Raw genomic sequence first — 15,592 nt, forward strand, 5'->3', positions numbered from 1 at the left:
CCGCAAGACACACCGATCGAGGAGCGCACGTGGGCCTTGTCGTGCAGAAGTACGGCGGCTCCTCCGTTGCGGATGCCGAGGGCATCAAGCGCGTCGCCCGCCGGATCGTGGACACCAAGAAGGACGGCCATGAGGTCGTCGTCGTGGTGTCCGCGATGGGCGACACTACGGACGAGCTCATCGACCTCGCGGAGCAGGTGTCCCCCATCCCTGCCGGACGCGAGCTCGACATGCTGCTGACCGCCGGAGAGCGCATCTCCATGGCGCTGCTGGCGATGGCGATCAAATCCCTGGGCCACGAGGCCCAGTCGTTCACCGGCAGCCAGGCAGGTGTCATCACCGACTCGGTCCACAACAAAGCGCGCATCATCGACGTGACGCCGGGCCGCATCCGCAACGCCCTGGACAAGGGCAACATCGCGATCGTGGCCGGCTTCCAGGGTGTCTCCCAGGACAGCAAGGACATCACCACCCTCGGTCGTGGCGGCTCCGACACCACCGCGGTGGCGCTGGCCGCCGCGCTGGACGCCGAGGTCTGCGAGATCTACACCGACGTGGACGGCGTCTTCACCGCCGACCCGCGCGTGGTGAAGAAGGCCCGCAAGATCGACTGGATCGCGTACGAGGACATGCTGGAGCTGGCCTCCTCGGGGTCCAAGGTCCTGCTGCACCGCTGCGTGGAGTACGCGCGCCGCTACAACATGCCCATCCACGTGCGGTCGTCGTTCTCCGGCCACGTGGGTACCTGGGTCAGCAACGAGAAGCCGACGAAGCCCGAAGGGGGCGAGATGGAGCAGGCGATCATCTCCGGAGTCGCCCACGACACGTCCGAGGCCAAGGTCACGGTCGTCGGGGTGCCGGACAAGCCGGGCGAGGCGGCCCGCATCTTCCGCGCCATCGCGGACTCCGAGATCAACATCGACATGGTGGTGCAGAACGTGTCGGCGGCTGCCACCGGCCTCACCGACATCTCCTTCACCCTGCCCATGGCCGACGGCCACCGGGCGATCGACTCCCTGGAGAAGGCCAAGGCCGTCGTCGGCTTTGAGTCGCTCCGCTACGACGACCAGATCGCCAAGATCTCCCTGGTCGGAGCGGGTATGCGTTCCAATCCCGGCGTCACTGCGGCCTTCTTCGAGGCGCTCTCGGGCGCGGGCGTCAACATCGAGCTCATCTCGACCTCCGAGATCCGCATCTCGGTGGTCACCCGGGCCGACGACGTCAACGAGGCCGTACGCGCCGTCCACACCGCTTTCGGCCTGGACAGCGAGTCCGACGAGGCCGTCGTCTACGGAGGTACCGGCCGATGACCGCCGCCGACCCCGCCCGCAAGCCCACCCTGGCCGTCGTCGGCGCCACCGGCGCCGTCGGCACCGTGATGCTGGACATCCTCTCCACCCGGGAGAACGTCTGGGGCGAGATCCGGCTCATCGCCTCCCCCCGCTCGGCCGGCAAGAAGCTGGTCGTGCGCGGTGAGGAGGTCGAGGTCATCGCGCTCTCCGAGGAGGCGTTCGACGGCGTCGACGTCGCCATGTTCGACGTCCCGGACGAGGTCTCCGCCCAGTGGGCGCCGGTCGCCGCCGCCCGGGGCGCGGTCGCCGTCGACAACTCCGGGGCGTTCCGGATGGACGACGACGTTCCGCTGGTGGTGCCCGAGGTGAACGCCCCGGCGGCCCGCAACCGCCCCCGCGGCATCATCTCCAACCCCAACTGCACCACCCTCTCCATGATCGTCGCTCTTGGCGCGCTGCATGCCGAGTTCGGCCTCAAGGAGCTGGTCGTCGCCTCGTACCAGGCGGCCTCCGGCGCCGGTCAGCCCGGCGTGGACACCCTGCGCGACCAGATCGCCAAGGTGGCCGGGACCGAGCTGGGCACCGCCACCGGCGACCTGCGCGCCGCCGTCGGCGACACCGGCCCCTTCCCGGCGCCGCTGGTGCTCAACGCGGTGCCGTGGGCGGGCTCCCTCAAGGAGGGCGGCTGGTCCTCCGAGGAGCTCAAGGTCCGCAACGAGTCCCGCAAGATCCTCGGCCTGCCGGACCTCCGGGTCTCCGCGACCTGCGTCCGCATCCCGGTGATCACCACCCACTCGCTGGCCGTGCACGCGGTCTTCGAGAACGAGGTCTCCGTCGAGCGGGCGCACGGCATCCTGCGGGAGGCCCCCGGCGTGGTGCTGTACGACAACCCGGGCGCGGGGGAGTTCCCCACCCCCAACGACGTCGTCGGCACCGACCCCACCTGGGTCGGCCGGGTGCGCCGTGCCGTCGACGACCCGCTGGCGCTGGACCTGTTCCTCTGCGGCGACAACCTGCGCAAGGGGGCGGCGCTCAACACCGCCCAGATCGCGGAGCTGATCGCGGCGGAGCTCAGCGCCGGCTGAGCGGCGCATCAGCGCCGGCTGAGCGCCGGCTGAGCGTCGACTGGGAATCGCTGAGGACTTCCTGAGTCCCACGCGCAACCGTTCGCACCTCCGGTGCGTGTCCCCCTCGGGGGAGTTCTGCGAACTCCTCCGAGGGGGCTTTGCTTTGTCCGGATAGGCCCCGGAACTGCACTGATGCCCGCGCGCGGCAGGAGGGGGGCACTGCGATGTCCACACGGCGGCCGATTACGGTGGTGCAACCACCGGCAGCCGTCGCCCCCGCAGCGCGGGCGGTGCGGGGCAGGCGGCGAAGAAAGAAGAAAGCCACCGGGGCAGTGCAACCGTGACGGGGGGTCGAGTGTCCAACAGTCGTGGCGGAGATGCTGGGTGTGGAGAGCAGAGGCGTCGGTGCGGCCGACGGCAGAGCCGTCCTGGGCCGCAGCGCCGTACAGCGCTCGGCCCTGCTCGCCCCCATGGCGGCGCCCGCCCGTCCCGCAGCCCGGAAGAGACCTGCCCTGTTCGCTCTCGCACCCGTCCCGGTCCCGGTTCCGGCTTCGGCGTCCGTCGGTGGAGCAGCCGTGATCACGCCGTTCCCGGCCGTGCTCCGACCCGCTGAGCGTGGCGGGGCAGCGACGGTGGAGACGGCCGCCGAGGGCACCAGCGTCGACCTGCTCACCGAGACCTACCGCGCGCACTACCGCTCCCTGCTCGGTCTCGCCGCCCTGCTGCTCGACGACACCGCCTCCTGCGAGGACGTCGTACAGGAGGCGTTCATCAGGGTGCATGCCGCCCGCCGCCGCGTCCGCGAGCCCGAGAAGACCCTCGCATACCTGCGGCAGACCGTGGTCAACCTCTCCCGCTCGGCCCTGCGCCGGCGCATCCTCGGGCTGCGGCTGCTGCCCAAGCCGATGCCCGACATGGCCAGCGCCGAGGAGGGGGCGTACGAGGCCCTGGAGCGCGACCAGCTCAAGGACGCCCTGCGCGGCCTCCAGCGCCGCCAGCGCGAGGTACTGGTGCTGCGCTACTTTGCCGATATGACGGAGGCTCAGGTGGCCGAGACGCTGGGCATCTCTGTGGGCTCGGTCAAGGCGTACGGCTCGCGTGGCCTGGCGGCCCTGCGGGTCCGCATGGAGGCGCAGACATGAGCGGCGGCGAACGCCCCGGCCTGCCGTCGGCCGAGGGCCCCGAACCCGGCATGCCGCAGGCACCCGGGGAGGCTCAGGAGCCCGGTGGTCCGGAGCGGAAGGCGCCGACCGGCGAACCGGTGCCGGCCGCCCACCTGCGGCTGGTACGGGACGCCTCCGCTGCTGTGGGCCGCCCGCAGACCGACCCCGACCTCGGCCATGAACTCGGCCATGAACTCGGCCATGAACTCGACGGTGGGTCTGACGGTCTGGACGCCGTGGAGCGCGAGATCCGCGCCATGCTGCGCAACGCCGTGGACGAGCTGCACCCCACGCCCGACGCCCTTCAGCGCATCCAACGCGCGGTGCCGCAGCGCCGTGCCCGCCGCCGCCAGGCATGGGTCGGCTCCGCCGCCGTGCTGCTGCTCGCGGTGGCGGCGGTACCCGCACTGCGCACCGCCGCCGGTTCGCAGAACCAGGGCCGGGTCTCGGCCGCCGGGCCGGTGCAGGACCCGGACCAGGGCGGTTCCGTTCCCTCCCCGTCGTGGGGCGACGGAGCCACCCCGCCTGCCGCCCTCCCCCTCCCGGGCACGACCACCCTCGCGCCGGGCGTCGGCGTCCGCGACCCGAGCGGCGGCTCCTTCGCGCTCTCCACCGAACCGGCGATGGGGCAGAGCGTCCCCGCTGCACCGGACGGCTGGCCGATCAACTCCGAGCAGTCGTCCCCGAAGGGCAGCGCCGACGCACCCGTCTGCCGATCCGCCCAACTGGGCGCGGGGACGACCCGGGTCGAGTCGGCCGACTCCAGCGGCAAGGTCTACGGCTCCTTCCTGGTGGTTAACTCCTCCGTCGAGTCCTGTGTCATCGACGGTGCCGGAACGGTATGGGTGAGTGCGGCGACCGGCACCGACGCGTCAAGGATCCCGATCCTGGTCCACACCGGCGGCGACCCCGCCACCGGGCTGCCCGACCCGTCGACCGGGTCCGACCGCCTGCTGCTCCAGCCCGGTGCCGGGTACCAGGTGCGGTTCGGCTGGGTGCCCGACGGCTCCAACAGCACCGCCTGTACCACCACCCCCAGCACCACCCCGAGCAGCAGTCCCAGCGAGGGCGACGGCCCCGCCGGGGAGACCGGGGGCGAGGGTACGGCGGCCGTCGCGGCCACCGCCACCGATAGCCAGGGGGCGGCCAGGAGCAGCGTCAGCCTCAGCCACACCCCGGCCGCCGGGGCCCCCATGGTGGGCCCGGCGACCATCCCCGGTGCCTGCTCCGGCACCGTCTACCGCACCGGACCGCTGCCCGCCGGCTGACCGGCCCGGCCTGCGGCCCCGGAGGGGACCTCGGAGGGGGAGGAGAAGCGGGGACGCGCCCGGCGGACGGTGTCCGGTGTGGGCGCGTCCCCGCTCCATACCCACCCGCCCGGCCGCCCGGCCGTGCCGCCGGACACTGGCTCTCGGCCGCCGAGGCTCGCCCTCCGCCGCCAGCCCGACTCGCCCCGGCTGCGCGACCGACACCGCAGCGGACCCCGCTGGCCCCCTGGTGCCCAGGGCCGGGGTGGACTCTGCCGTTGAGGCTCGCCCCCAGCTGTCGACTCGACCCGGGCTCCGTCCGTCGGGCATTGCAGCGATCGGCGGTCCCCTGCTCTCGGCCGCCGACGCCCCCAGCCGCCACCGTCCCGACTCGATACTTCACCGACACAACAGCCGACCCGGCTGGCCCCCTGGTGCCCGGGGCCGGGGCGCACTCGTTACGGTGGTGGTGTGTACCGGTTCCTCCTGACCCCGCGCTGGATCGGCATCCACCTCTTCGCGGTGACCGCCGTGGCCGTCTGCCTGTGGTTGGGGACCTGGCAGCTCGGACGGTTCGAGGAACGCGTCGAGACCCACCGCGACACCGGCCGGACCGCCGCCGCGACCACACCGGCCGCCCCCCTCGCCCAGGTGCTCGGCACCCCCGCCACAGTCCGCACGGACACCGTGGGCCGCACCGTCACCGCCACCGGTACCTACGACCCCGCCCACCAACTGCTGGTGCCGCAGCGCACCGTCGACGGCAAGCAGGGCTACTACGTCCTCACCCCGCTGCGTACCGCCGACGGCCATGCGGTCGCCGTGGTGCGCGGCTGGCACGCGGGCGACCCGCCGACCGCCGACAAGTCGCCCGTACCCACCGGACAGGTCACCGTCACCGGCCGCCTCCAGGCCCCCGAGTCCAGCAGCACCGGCGGCGCGGTCGCGGGCGGCCTGCCCGCCGGCCAACTGGGCATGATCAGCCCGGCCACCCTGGTCAACGTCCTGCCGTACGAGGTCTACGACGGCTGGGTCGCCGCCGACGACGCCCCGGCGGGCCTCACCGCCGTGCCCACCGTGCAGCCCGAGGGCGGCAACGGGCTCACCCTGCGGGCCTTCCAGAACCTCGGCTACACCCTGGAGTGGTTCGTCTTCGCGGGCTTTGTGGTCTTCATGTGGTTCCGGCTGGTCCGCCGCGAGGCCGAGGCCGCCCACGACCGGGCCCTCGGCCTGCTCCCCGAACCCGAGGAGCGGACCCCGGCACCCGGCACCGCCTGACCCCACCCGGCGGCCCGCCCCGACAGGTACGACCCCCGGAGGGTCACGGATGGACGACCGCGACTGGGACGCCCGCTACGCCGCCACCAACCTGGTCTGGGGTGCCGAGCCGAACCGCTGGGTGGCACGGCCCTCGCACCGGGCGGCACCCTGCTGGCGGTCGGCCACGACACCACCAACCTGACCGAGGGCACCGGCGGCCCGCAGGACCCCGCCGTCCTCTTCACCCGGGACGGCATCCTCGCCGACCTCGCCGACCTCGCCGACTCCGGGCTCCGGACGGTGCGCGCCGAACGCGTTCGCAGACCCGTCGCCGCTCCCGCCTCCGACGGCCCGCCCGCCGAGGCGGTCGATGCCTTGGCACGTATGGTCCGGCCGTAGGACATGCCGGGGGCTCTCCCCACCCCCGGCACACCAGCAGACCGGATCGAGCGGTCGCCCGCCAGGCCATAGCGTGGTGCGCACACCACCAGGGGGAGAACATCAGCGGAAGCACCCTGAAGCTCAAGGTCGACTGCGGCTGGGGCATCGGAACCTGCCGCGTCCACCATCTGGTGCAGGTCCCGCGCGGCGTCGAGGTCACCGTCAAGGGCGGCAACGGGGATGTGACCGCGTCCGACTTCACCACACCGCTCAACGTCACCGTCACCAACGGGGACATCTCCGCGACCGGGGTACGCGCCGCGTAGACCACCGCCGTCACCACCAACGGCGACGTCGACCTCTCCTTCGCCACCGCGCCCACCCAGGTCCGGGCCGCCTCGACCAACGGCGACGTCACCGTGCACCTCCCCGACGGCCCGTCCGACTACCGCCTGGACCTGCGGACCGCCGTCGGCGACACCCACCCCGGCGACGTACCCCGGTCGGACAGCAGCAGCCGCACCATCGCCGCAAGCACCACCACCGGCGACATCACCCTGCTCCACGACGGCAGCTGAGCCCGCCCCGGCCCCTCACCTGCACCGTTGGCCACACACAACGAAGCAGGGCCCTGCCGGATCTCTCCGGAAGGGCCCTGACTTTGTACTACTGGGTCGGGGTGGCGGGATTTGAACCCACGGCCTCTTCGTCCCGAACGAAGCGCGCTGCCAAGCTGCGCCACACCCCGGTGCCGCGCCGTCTCCGGCGCGACGAGTAGTACTCTACCGGACCGCTGGCGGGAGACGAAATCCGGTTTCGGGGTGGTGGGGCAGGGGGCTGCGCTGCTGGTCAGGGGCGGGGGACGAGGGTGAGGAGGGTGGCTTCGGGGGGGCAGGCGAAGCGGATCGGGGTGTAGCGGTTGGTGCCGCAGCCGGCGGAGACGTGCAGGTAGGAGCTGTGGCCGGAGGCGGCGTGGGTGGAGAGGCCCTTGACCCGGTCCGGGTCGATGTCGCAGTTGGTGACCAGGGCGCCGTAGAAGGGGATGCAGACCTGGCCGCCGTGGGTGTGGCCGGCCAGGATCAGGGGGTAGCCGTCGGCGGTGAAGGCGTCGAGTACCCGCAGGTAGGGGGCGTGGACCACGGCCAGGGAGAGGTCGGCGGAGGGCTCGGGGCCGCCGGAGACCTGGGTGTAGCGGTCGCGGCGGATGTGCGGGTCGTCCAGGCCGGTGAAGGCGATCTCCAGGTCGTGGATCTTGAGTCGGCCCCGGGTGTTGGTGAGGTTGAGCCAGCCGGCCGAGTCGAAGCCGTCGCGCAGCTGCTCCCAGGGGTTGTGGACCGCCCCCGAGATGCCTCGGCGTGCCCCGCCGTCCGCCGTGTTGAGGCCGTGGTTGCCGGAGAGGCGGGCGCCGATGTAGCGCAGCGGGTTCTTGGCGACCGGGCCGTAGTAGTCGTTGGAGCCGAAGACATAGGCGCCGGGGAACTCCATCAGCGGGCCGAGCGCGTCCAGGGTCTCCGGTACCGCTTCCGGGTCGGAGAGGTTGTCGCCGGTGTTGACCACCAGGTCGGGCCGGAGTGCCGCCAGGCTCTGCAGCCAGCGCTGCTTGCGGCGCTGGCCGGAGACCATGTGGATGTCGGAGACCTGGAGGATGCGCAGCGGCCGGGCGCCGCGCGGCAGCACCGGGATCTCGACTCGGCGGAGGCGGAAGGCGCGCACTTCGTACCCCGCCGAGTAGGCGAGGCAGGCGGCGCCGGTGGCGGCGATTCCCAGGGGGACGGCGTACAGCGGTCGCATCGGTCCATGGTCGCAGACGGCGGGTCAGCGTGGATCTGCGAGGGGCGGATGTGCGAGGGGCGGATGCGCGAGGGGCGGGCCGGCCGAGGTGTGCGGCTGCGGCCCGCCCCGTGAGGCAGGGAGAGGCAGGGAGGAGCGGGCGGGGTCAGTCGGTGGGGGCGCCCTTGGGCAGGCTGCGCGGTACGAAGGTGGTGGTCGCGGCCTTCTTCACGCCGTAGGTCCAGTTGAGCATCGTGGCGGCGTCCTTGAAGCGGTCCTTGGAGTCGTTCAGCAGCACGCCGATCACCAGGCGGCCGTTGCGGTTGGCGGCGAAGACCAGGCAGGGGCCGGCGGGGGTGCTGGTGCCGGTCTTGACGCCCACGGCGCCCTTGTAGGCGCCGAGCAGCTTGTTGGTGTTGTACCAGGTGTAGACCCGGCCGTTGGTGGCCTTCTGGCTGGTCTTGGTGCTGGCGACCACGGTGCGGAAGGTCTTGTTGTCCATGGCGTACCGGGTGAGCAGCGCCAGCGACCGGGGGGTGGTGTAGTTCTTGCCCTTGGACGATATGCCGTCGAAGGAGTCGTAGTGGGTGCCCTTCAGGCCCAGCGACTTGGCCTTGGCGTTCATCTTGGCGATGAAGTCCGAGGTGCGGGCGGCCATGGTCTTGCCGGTGCCGAAGTTGTCGGCGAGGGCGTATGCGGCGTCGCAGCCCGACGGCAGCAGCAGCGCGTAGAGGAGCTGCGAGACGGTGAGCTTGTCGCCGGTGCGCAGGTCCGCGGTGGAGGCGCCCTTGTTGGCGACGTAGCTGCGGTACTCCTTCTTGATGGTGATCTGGCGGTTGAGGTTCACGCCCTTGGTGCTCAGCACCACGGCGGCCGTCATGATCTTGGTGGTGCTGGCCATCTGCCGACTGGTGTCGGCGGACTTGCTCCACAGGGCCTTGCCGTTGGAGGCGTCGAGCAGGATGGCGCCCTTGGCGCCGATTCCGGAGGGCCCGGTGGCGGCCTGGGCCGGTGCGGCCGGGACCGCCACCAGCAGCGCGGCGGCGGTGGTCATGGCGGCGGCCAGGCGGCGGATGCCGGTGAACCCGGATCTCATGGGTGCTCCGTTTCAAGGCAAGTCTGATGATCGGACTGATCCGGGGAGTAGGACGTCCGATGGCCCGGAAGGGTTGTGCGCGGGAAGGAAGCCCTGGGGCGGGCCGAGGCGATCCGACAGGCTTCCCACAGGGCGGATATGACGTCACGTCACCTCATACCGGCCGACCCGGCGCCGGGGGCCCGCTTCAGGGCGCGGTCCTGGGGCGGCTGCGCCCGAACCGGTCGGCCACGCCGATAATGCGCGGCGGTACGGCGACGGGCGACGGCACAATGGGGGGTATGACGCTCAAGAAGCAGCTGAAGGACGACCTCACCGCTGCGATCAAGGCCCGGGACGAGATCCGCTCGTCCACGATCCGGCTGACGCTCACCGCGATCACCAACGCCGAGGTAGCCGGCAAGGAGGCCCGCGAGCTCTCGGAGGACGAGGTGCGCGCGGTGATCACGCGCGAGGCGAAGAAGCGCCGGGAGGCCGCCGACGCCTTTGCGCAGGCCGGCCGTACCGAATCGGCGGCGCGTGAGCGCGCCGAGGGCGAGGTGCTGGCGGGCTACCTGCCGCAGCCGCTGGGCGACGACGAGCTGGCCGCCCTGGTGGCCGAGGCCGTGAAGGAGGCCGCAGCGGGCGGTGCCGAGGGGCCACGGGCGATGGGCGCCGTGATGAAGATCGTGAACCCCAAGGTCGCCGGCCGCGCCGAGGGCGGCCGGGTGGCCGCCGCCGTGAAGCGGGCCCTGGTCGGCTGAGCGGGCCGTACGCATCAGCACACGCACCGGCAAGCCGTAAGCAGCAGCAAGGGGGCACCCCGGGAAACCGGGGTGCCCCCTTGCGCGGTGAGCAGTGAGCAGTGAGGGGAAGCGGCGGGATCAGGGGGCGGGAGTGTCCCCGTCGGTGCCGTTGTCCCCGTTGGCGTCGGCCTGGCCGCCGCCGAGGCCGGGTGGCAGCGAGAAGCCGCCGGGACCGGCGATGGTCTGACCCGAGGGCTGGCCCGGGCCGTGGCCGCGGCCGGGGCCGCGACCGGGCGCGCGGTTGTCGCCGGTCTTGTTGTCGTCGCCCTTGTCGTCGCCCTTGGGGTCGTCATTCTTGGGCTTGGGCGGCTCGGGCTTGGGGATGACGACGGTGGTGAACTGGCTGGCCGGAGTGTTGACGAGGGCTCCGGAGACGGCCGTCCGCCAGATCGGGCCCGGACCGTCGGCGCCGTAGACGCTGCTGAAGTACGTGCCGCCGATGGTGATGTTGCGCATCTCGCGGTTCTGCATCGGGTCGCCCAGCCACACCGAGGCGGCCAGGTCCGGCGTGTAGCCGGTGAACCAGGCGTTCAGCCGGCCGTCGGTGGTACCGGTCTTGCCAGCGCTCTGGCGGTCGGTGAGGCCGGCCTGCGTACCGGTGCCGTCCTGGGTCACGCCGAGCAGCAGGGTGTTTATGGTGTCAGCGGTCTTCTCCGACATCACCCGCCGGCAGGTGGACTTGGGGACGCTCAGCCGCTTGCTGCCGTAGGTGATGGAGGTGATGGCGATCGGGTTGCAGTAGGTGCCCCGGGAGGCGAAGGCGGCGTAGGCGCTGGACATGTGCAGCGGGGCGAAGCTCTCGGTGCCGAGGGTCAGGGCGCCGACCTGCTGGATCCGCTTGCCGGTGGCCGCGACACCCAGGCCCAGCTTCTCGGCCATCTTCTTTACGGAGCAGATGCCGATCTGCTGCTCCATCTGCACGAAGTAGGTGTTGACCGACTTGGCCATGGCCTCCTGCATCGCATAGGGGCCGATCTCGCTTGCGCTCTCGTTCGGCACCACCGCCCCTTCCACGTTGACCCATTGACCGTTGCAGGTCGACATGTTCGGGTAGGGCATCTTGTTCGGCGAGGAGAACACCTGGGTGGCGGGCATACCGCCGTCGATGGCGGCAGCGGCGGTGATCGGCTTGAACGTCGAGCCGACCTGCTGGCCGTTGGCAGTGCCGAAGTCGCTGCCGACGTTGAAGTTGACCTGGGTCTGGCCCTTCTTGGCGTCCAGGCCGTACGGGCGGCTCTGCGCCATGGCGAGGATCCTGCCGGTGCCCGGCTTGACCATGGTGACCGCTGCGGCGACCGGGTCCTTGGCGTACACCTTCTGGGTGACGGCCTTCTGGGCGCTTTCCTGGGCGGTGGGGTCGAGCGTGGTGAAGATCTTCAGGCCGCCACGGGAGAGCAGCTTGACCCGGTCCGCCTTGGTCTTGCCGAAGACCTTGTCGGTCTTGATCACGTTCCGCACGTAGTCGCAGAAGAAGCCCATGCCCTGCTTGGCGGTGATGCAGCCGTTCTGCGGGGGCGAGTACTTGAGGTTCATCGGGGTGGCGATGGCCTTCTCGGCCTCGGCCTCGGTGATGTGCTTGAGGTCGGCCATCCGCCGGATCACGGTGTCGCGGCGGGTCTTGGCGGCCTGCGGGTGGAGCGTGGGGTCGTACGCCGAGGGGTTCTGGACCAGGCCGGCGAGCATGGCCGCCTCGGGGAGGGTGAGGTCCTTGGCGTGGGTGCTGAAGTAGCGGTTGGCCGCCGCCTCGATGCCGTACGCCTGGTTCCCGAAGAAGGTGATGTTGAGGTAGTTGGTGAGGATCTCGTCCTTGGTGAGGTCCTCCTCCAGCTTGATCGCGTACTTCAGCTCCTGGATCTTGCGGCCCAGGGTCTGCCGGGTCGCTTCGAGGAACTTGTCCTTGTCGTCGCCGGCCTGCTCGACGAAGACGTTCTTCACATACTGCTGGGTAAGGGTGGAGGCGCCCTGGACGCTGCCGGACTCGGCGTTCTTGGTGATCGCGCGGAGCACGCCCTTGAGGTCGATGGCGCCGTGCTCGTAGAAGCGGGCGTCCTCGATGTCGACCTGGGCCTGGCGCATCACCGGGGCGATGTCGTCCAGCTTCACGATGGTGCGGTCGCGGTCGTAGACCTTGGCGATCAAGCCGCCCTTGGCGTCGTAGATATAGGACGCCTGGGACAGCGGCGGGGTCTTGAAGTCCGCTGGGATGCTGTCGAAGCTGTCCGCTGTGTTCTTCGCGGTGAGGCCGAGGGCGCCGGCGGCGGGGAGGGCCAGTCCGGCGGTGAGGAGGCCGGCCAGGACGCTGGCGCCGGCGAAGTTCACGGCGAGCTTGGCCTTGTCCAGGGGTGAGCCCGAGCGCTTCTGTGCCATGGGGAGAAGACTACGTCCTGGGAATCCCGGACAGCTGGCCATATGTTCGCTTAGGCTTGTCACAAGGTTGCGACAAGTTCCGTGATCGCTCAGTGCTCACTCTTGTGGGTGATGAGATTTGCCCGGATCGCGGGTGTATGCCAGGCGCGCTCCGGCGCCCGGAGGTCCCCGAAACCTCCGCTGGCGCACGGACCATGGCCCTCGGCTGCGGTCACTCCAGCGAGTGACGTCATGGGCACCCATAGTCCGTTCGGACCATTCGAGATTGGGCCCCGAGGGGCTGTTGCAAGTTCCCGTTCTTCCGTAACGTCCTCAACTGGCAGCGGTGAATATGCCGTTGCCGCCGTGGGGGAGCCTCGATTCGGGAGAGGACGGCGCCAGCATGAGCTGGGTTGACGACTGGAGTGCGCAGGCCGCCTGCCGCACGAGTGATCCGGACGAACTGTTCGTTCAGGGGGCGGCGCAGAACCGTGCCAAGGCGGTGTGCAGCGGGTGCCCGGTGCGTACCGAGTGCCTGGCCGACGCCTTGGACAACCGCGTGGAGTTCGGCGTCTGGGGCGGGATGACGGAGCGTGAGCGCAGGGCGCTGCTGCGGCGGCGGCCCACGGTCACCTCGTGGCGCAGACTGCTGGAGACCGCGCGGACCGAGTACGAGCAGTCGGTGACCACCGGCGCTCCGGACTACGCACAGGCCGGCTGAACCGCACCGCCTGAACCCGCACCGCCTGAACCCGCACCGCCTGAACCGCACCGCCATGGCACCGCGCTGCCATGGCACCGTCAGCCCCGGACGGTCCCCGGTACGGTTCCCGGTTCGGCTCAGGCCGGGGCGGCGCTCAGCCGCACCCCGATCTCCCGCAGGCCGTCCAGGTCATGGACGTCTCCGGGCAGCGCCGGTACCTCGGTGATGGGCACATCCGGGTAGACCGAGACAAAGCGGTCCCGGGTGCGCTGCTCACGCCCTATCACCTGCATCCGCTCGGCGTGCAGGCGCAGCAGCCCGGCGGCCAGCGACTCGGCGGCGGCTGCCGACCGGTCCGGCCCGTTCTCCGATCCCGCACCGTTCTCCGAACCGTTCTCCTCCAGGGCTTCGGCTCCGGCCAGCGCCCGCTCCGCAGTGAGCTGTGGGGCGCCGGTGGTGTGCACCCGGTTGAGCACCAGCCCGGCGAGCGGCATCCGGTCGGCCGCCAGCCGGTCGACGAAGTACGCCGCCTCGCGCAGCGCGTCCCGCTCGGGGGCGGCCACCACCAGGAACGCCGTACCGGGGGCCTGGAGCAGCTTGTAGGTGCGGTCGGCGCGCTCCCGGAAACCGCCGAACATCGAGTCCAGCGCGGCCACAAAGGTCTGCACATCCGTCAGCACATGGGCGCCGACCACCTTGTCGAGCACTCCGGTGACCAGCCCCATTCCGGCGCCGAGGAACTTCATGGCGCCGCGCCCGCCCACCTTGGCCGGGGCCATCAGCACCCGGATGAACCGCCCGTCCAGGAACGACCCCAGGCGGTTGGGCGCGTCCAGGAAGTCCAGCGCGGAGCGGCTGGGCGGGGTGTCGACCACGATCAGGTCCCACTCGTCCCTGGCGCGCAGCTGGCCCAGCTTCTCCATCGCCATGTACTCCTGCGTCCCGGCGAAGCCGGCCGACAGGGACTGGTAGAAGGGGTTCTCCAGGATCGTCCGGGCGCGCTCCGGGTCGGAGTGGGCGATGACGATCTCGTCGAACGTCCGCTTCATGTCGAGCATCATGGCGCAGAGCTTGCCGCCGGCGTCGGGGGAGACGCCCTTCACCGGACGGGGGGTGTTGTCCAGTTCGCTGAGGCCCATGGACTGGGCGAGCCGCCGCGCCGGGTCGATGGTCAGCACCACCACCCGGCGGCCGCGCTCCGCCGCCCGCACCCCGAGCGCTGCGGCCGTGGTGGTCTTGCCGACCCCGCCCGAGCCGCAGCAGACGATGATCCGGGTCTCCGGGGCGTCGATGAGCGCGTCGATGTCCAGCGTCGTGTCCTGAGTCGTGTCCGGCGTGGTGCCCTGAGCCGTGCCCTGAGCCGTGTCCGGTGTGGTGTCCTGAGTGCTGCCCGTGCCCGCGGTCACGCCGCCCCCCGCTTCTTCAGTTCGGCCGCCAGCCGGTAGAGGCCCCCGAGGTCCACGCCCCCGCCCAGCAGCGGGAGTTCATACGAGGGCAGGTCGAGTTGTGCCAGGTCGGCGCGTTGGTCGCGCTCCAGCAGCACCCGCGCGGAGTGCTCCCGGGCCTGGTCCAGCAGTGGGTCCAGCAGCGGCTCCACATGGGCGCGGACCGTGGCCGGGGTGCGGGACCGCCCGCCCAGACCGGCGTCGACCAGCGCCTGTGCCACCTCCTCGCGGTGGTCGCCGTCGACGGCGCGCACCGCCGCCTCGTCCAGCAGCGGCGGCCGGACCATGTTCACCACGATGCCGCCGACCGGCAGCCCGGCCTCGCGCAGCCCGCCGACGCCGTCCACGGTCTCCTGCACCGGCATCTCCTCCAGCAGGGTGACCAGGTGGACGGCGGTCTCCGGCGATCTGATGACCCGCATCACCGCCTGCGCCTGGTTGTATATCGGGCCGAACCGGGCCAGGCCCGCCACCTCGGTGTTGACGTTGAGGAACCGGGTCACCCGCCCGGTCGGCGGGGCGTCCATCACCACGGCGTCATAGGCGCGGCGGCCGTCCGGCCCCTTGCGCCGGGCGGCCTCGCACGCCTTGCCGGTGAGCAGCACATCGCGCAGCCCGGGCGCGATGGTGGTGGCGAAGTCGATGGCGCCCAGCTTCTTCAGCGCCTTCCCCGCGCGGCCGAGCTTGTAGAACATGTCGAGGTATTCGAGCAGCGCCTGCTCCGGGTCGATGGCCAGGGCGAACACCTCGCCGGTGGCGCCGCCCGGCAGGCCCAGCTGTGCCGGGGAGACCGAGGCGATCTTCCGCTCCTCGTAGGGGAGGGCGGCGATGCCGAAGAGTTCGGCGATGCCCTGCCTCCCCTCGACCTCGATCAGCAGGGTGCGGCGCCCCTCGGCGGCCAGCGCCAGGGCGAGGGACGCGGCGACGGTGGTCTTGCCGGTGCCGCCCTTGCCGCTGACCACATGCAGCCGGACGCCCTCCCAGTCCGGACCTCCATCCGGCGTGCGCGCCATGCTCGACCTCATCCCGCCCGGCTC

General features: G+C 71.4%; 14 protein-coding genes, 1 tRNA gene and 1 pseudogene. 10 read left to right on the plus strand and 6 right to left on the minus strand.

Going from position 1 to position 15,592, the window contains the following annotated elements:
- Positions 1-29 precede the first annotated feature (29 nt).
- From C7M71_RS16575 to C7M71_RS30705, 8 genes and pseudogenes are all read left to right on the plus strand, one after another.
- A complete protein-coding gene (locus C7M71_RS16575; protein ID WP_111489881.1) occupies positions 30-1,310 on the plus strand; it encodes an aspartate kinase in 1,281 nt (426 codons plus the stop codon).
- Positions 1,307-2,377 (plus strand): aspartate-semialdehyde dehydrogenase, encoded by a 1,071-nt coding sequence (locus C7M71_RS16580; RefSeq protein ID WP_111489882.1) that lies wholly within the window; start codon positions 1,307-1,309, stop codon positions 2,375-2,377. Before C7M71_RS16575 ends, C7M71_RS16580 begins: the two co-directional genes overlap by 4 nt.
- Positions 2,378-2,829: 452 nt before the next feature.
- On the plus strand, positions 2,830-3,501 hold the full coding sequence (locus C7M71_RS16585) for a SigE family RNA polymerase sigma factor (protein WP_111489911.1): 672 nt from the start codon (positions 2,830-2,832) through the stop codon (positions 3,499-3,501).
- On the plus strand, positions 3,498-4,790 hold the full coding sequence (locus C7M71_RS16590) for a hypothetical protein (protein ID WP_111489883.1): 1,293 nt from the start codon (positions 3,498-3,500) through the stop codon (positions 4,788-4,790). The genes C7M71_RS16585 and C7M71_RS16590 overlap by 4 nt, the downstream gene beginning before the upstream one ends.
- Before the next feature lie 450 nt (positions 4,791-5,240).
- Positions 5,241-6,047 carry an SURF1 family protein gene (locus tag C7M71_RS16595; protein ID WP_111489884.1) on the plus strand — a complete coding sequence of 269 codons (807 nt, stop codon included), beginning with the start codon at positions 5,241-5,243 and terminating at the stop codon, positions 6,045-6,047.
- A gap of 49 nt (positions 6,048-6,096) precedes the next feature.
- Positions 6,097-6,231 (plus strand): hypothetical protein, encoded by a 135-nt coding sequence (locus tag C7M71_RS32645; protein ID WP_265737661.1) that lies wholly within the window; start codon positions 6,097-6,099, stop codon positions 6,229-6,231.
- 370 nt (positions 6,232-6,601) lie between these two features.
- Positions 6,602-6,736 carry a hypothetical protein gene (locus C7M71_RS32650; protein ID WP_265737662.1) on the plus strand — a complete coding sequence of 45 codons (135 nt, stop codon included), beginning with the start codon at positions 6,602-6,604 and terminating at the stop codon, positions 6,734-6,736.
- A gap of 18 nt (positions 6,737-6,754) precedes the next feature.
- Positions 6,755-6,988: pseudogene (locus C7M71_RS30705) on the plus strand (DUF4097 family beta strand repeat-containing protein); the annotation flags it as partial.
- 96 nt (positions 6,989-7,084) lie between these two features.
- Here C7M71_RS30705 and C7M71_RS16610 read toward each other — a convergent pair.
- The 3 genes from C7M71_RS16610 to C7M71_RS16620 form a co-directional block, all read right to left on the minus strand.
- A tRNA-Pro gene (locus tag C7M71_RS16610) sits at positions 7,085-7,158 on the minus strand.
- A gap of 101 nt (positions 7,159-7,259) precedes the next feature.
- Positions 7,260-8,201 (minus strand): metallophosphoesterase, encoded by a 942-nt coding sequence (locus C7M71_RS16615; protein WP_111489886.1) that lies wholly within the window; start codon positions 8,199-8,201, stop codon positions 7,260-7,262.
- Between the two features lie 145 nt (positions 8,202-8,346).
- The gene (locus tag C7M71_RS16620) at positions 8,347-9,276 is read right to left on the minus strand and encodes a D-alanyl-D-alanine carboxypeptidase family protein (protein ID WP_111489887.1); all 930 of its coding nucleotides are present in this window, start codon (positions 9,274-9,276) and stop codon (positions 8,347-8,349) included.
- A 281-nt stretch (positions 9,277-9,557) separates the two neighbouring features.
- Between C7M71_RS16620 and C7M71_RS16625 the strand changes: the two genes are divergently transcribed.
- Complete coding sequence (locus C7M71_RS16625) at positions 9,558-10,019, plus strand: GatB/YqeY domain-containing protein (protein WP_111489888.1); 462 nt, start codon at positions 9,558-9,560, stop codon at positions 10,017-10,019.
- Positions 10,020-10,139: 120 nt separating this feature from the next.
- Here the strand turns inward: C7M71_RS16625 and C7M71_RS16630 are convergent, their stop codons facing one another.
- Positions 10,140-12,428, minus strand: coding sequence for a transglycosylase domain-containing protein (locus tag C7M71_RS16630; protein ID WP_111489889.1), 2,289 nt, complete (start codon positions 12,426-12,428; stop codon positions 10,140-10,142).
- Between the two features lie 382 nt (positions 12,429-12,810).
- Here C7M71_RS16630 and C7M71_RS16635 point away from each other — a divergent pair, with 382 nt between their 5' ends.
- Positions 12,811-13,128, plus strand: coding sequence for a WhiB family transcriptional regulator (locus tag C7M71_RS16635; protein WP_175607696.1), 318 nt, complete (start codon positions 12,811-12,813; stop codon positions 13,126-13,128).
- A gap of 119 nt (positions 13,129-13,247) precedes the next feature.
- Here C7M71_RS16635 and C7M71_RS16640 read toward each other — a convergent pair whose 3' ends face one another.
- Entirely contained in the window at positions 13,248-14,516 is a 1,269-nt protein-coding gene (locus C7M71_RS16640; protein WP_111489891.1) for an ArsA family ATPase, read from the minus strand.
- The gene (locus C7M71_RS16645; RefSeq protein WP_111489892.1) at positions 14,513-15,568 is read right to left on the minus strand and encodes an ArsA-related P-loop ATPase; all 1,056 of its coding nucleotides are present in this window, start codon (positions 15,566-15,568) and stop codon (positions 14,513-14,515) included. The genes C7M71_RS16640 and C7M71_RS16645 overlap by 4 nt, the downstream gene beginning before the upstream one ends.
- Between the last annotated feature and the right edge of the window lie 24 nt (positions 15,569-15,592).

It is taken from the genome of Peterkaempfera bronchialis (assembly GCF_003258605.2).
Classification (GTDB): Bacteria; Actinomycetota; Actinomycetes; order Streptomycetales; family Streptomycetaceae; genus Peterkaempfera; species Peterkaempfera bronchialis.

What these genes read in the sequence shown, in the direction of transcription:
- C7M71_RS16580 (WP_111489882.1), top strand. Translation starts at nt 1,307, where the DNA reads ATGACCGCCGCCGACCCCGCCCGCAAGCCCACCCTGGCCGTCGTCGGC.
- C7M71_RS16585 (WP_111489911.1), top strand. Translation starts at nt 2,830, where the DNA reads ATGGCGGCGCCCGCCCGTCCCGCAGCCCGGAAGAGACCTGCCCTGTTC.
- C7M71_RS16590 (WP_111489883.1), top strand. Translation starts at nt 3,498, where the DNA reads ATGAGCGGCGGCGAACGCCCCGGCCTGCCGTCGGCCGAGGGCCCCGAA.
- C7M71_RS32645 (WP_265737661.1), top strand. Translation starts at nt 6,097, where the DNA reads ATGGACGACCGCGACTGGGACGCCCGCTACGCCGCCACCAACCTGGTC.
- C7M71_RS16615 (WP_111489886.1), bottom strand. Translation starts at nt 8,201, where the DNA reads ATGCGACCGCTGTACGCCGTCCCCCTGGGAATCGCCGCCACCGGCGCC.
- C7M71_RS16620 (WP_111489887.1), bottom strand. Translation starts at nt 9,276, where the DNA reads ATGAGATCCGGGTTCACCGGCATCCGCCGCCTGGCCGCCGCCATGACC.
- C7M71_RS16625 (WP_111489888.1), top strand. Translation starts at nt 9,558, where the DNA reads ATGACGCTCAAGAAGCAGCTGAAGGACGACCTCACCGCTGCGATCAAG.
- C7M71_RS16630 (WP_111489889.1), bottom strand. Translation starts at nt 12,428, where the DNA reads ATGGCACAGAAGCGCTCGGGCTCACCCCTGGACAAGGCCAAGCTCGCC.
- C7M71_RS16635 (WP_175607696.1), top strand. Translation starts at nt 12,811, where the DNA reads ATGAGCTGGGTTGACGACTGGAGTGCGCAGGCCGCCTGCCGCACGAGT.
- C7M71_RS16645 (WP_111489892.1), bottom strand. Translation starts at nt 15,568, where the DNA reads ATGGCGCGCACGCCGGATGGAGGTCCGGACTGGGAGGGCGTCCGGCTG.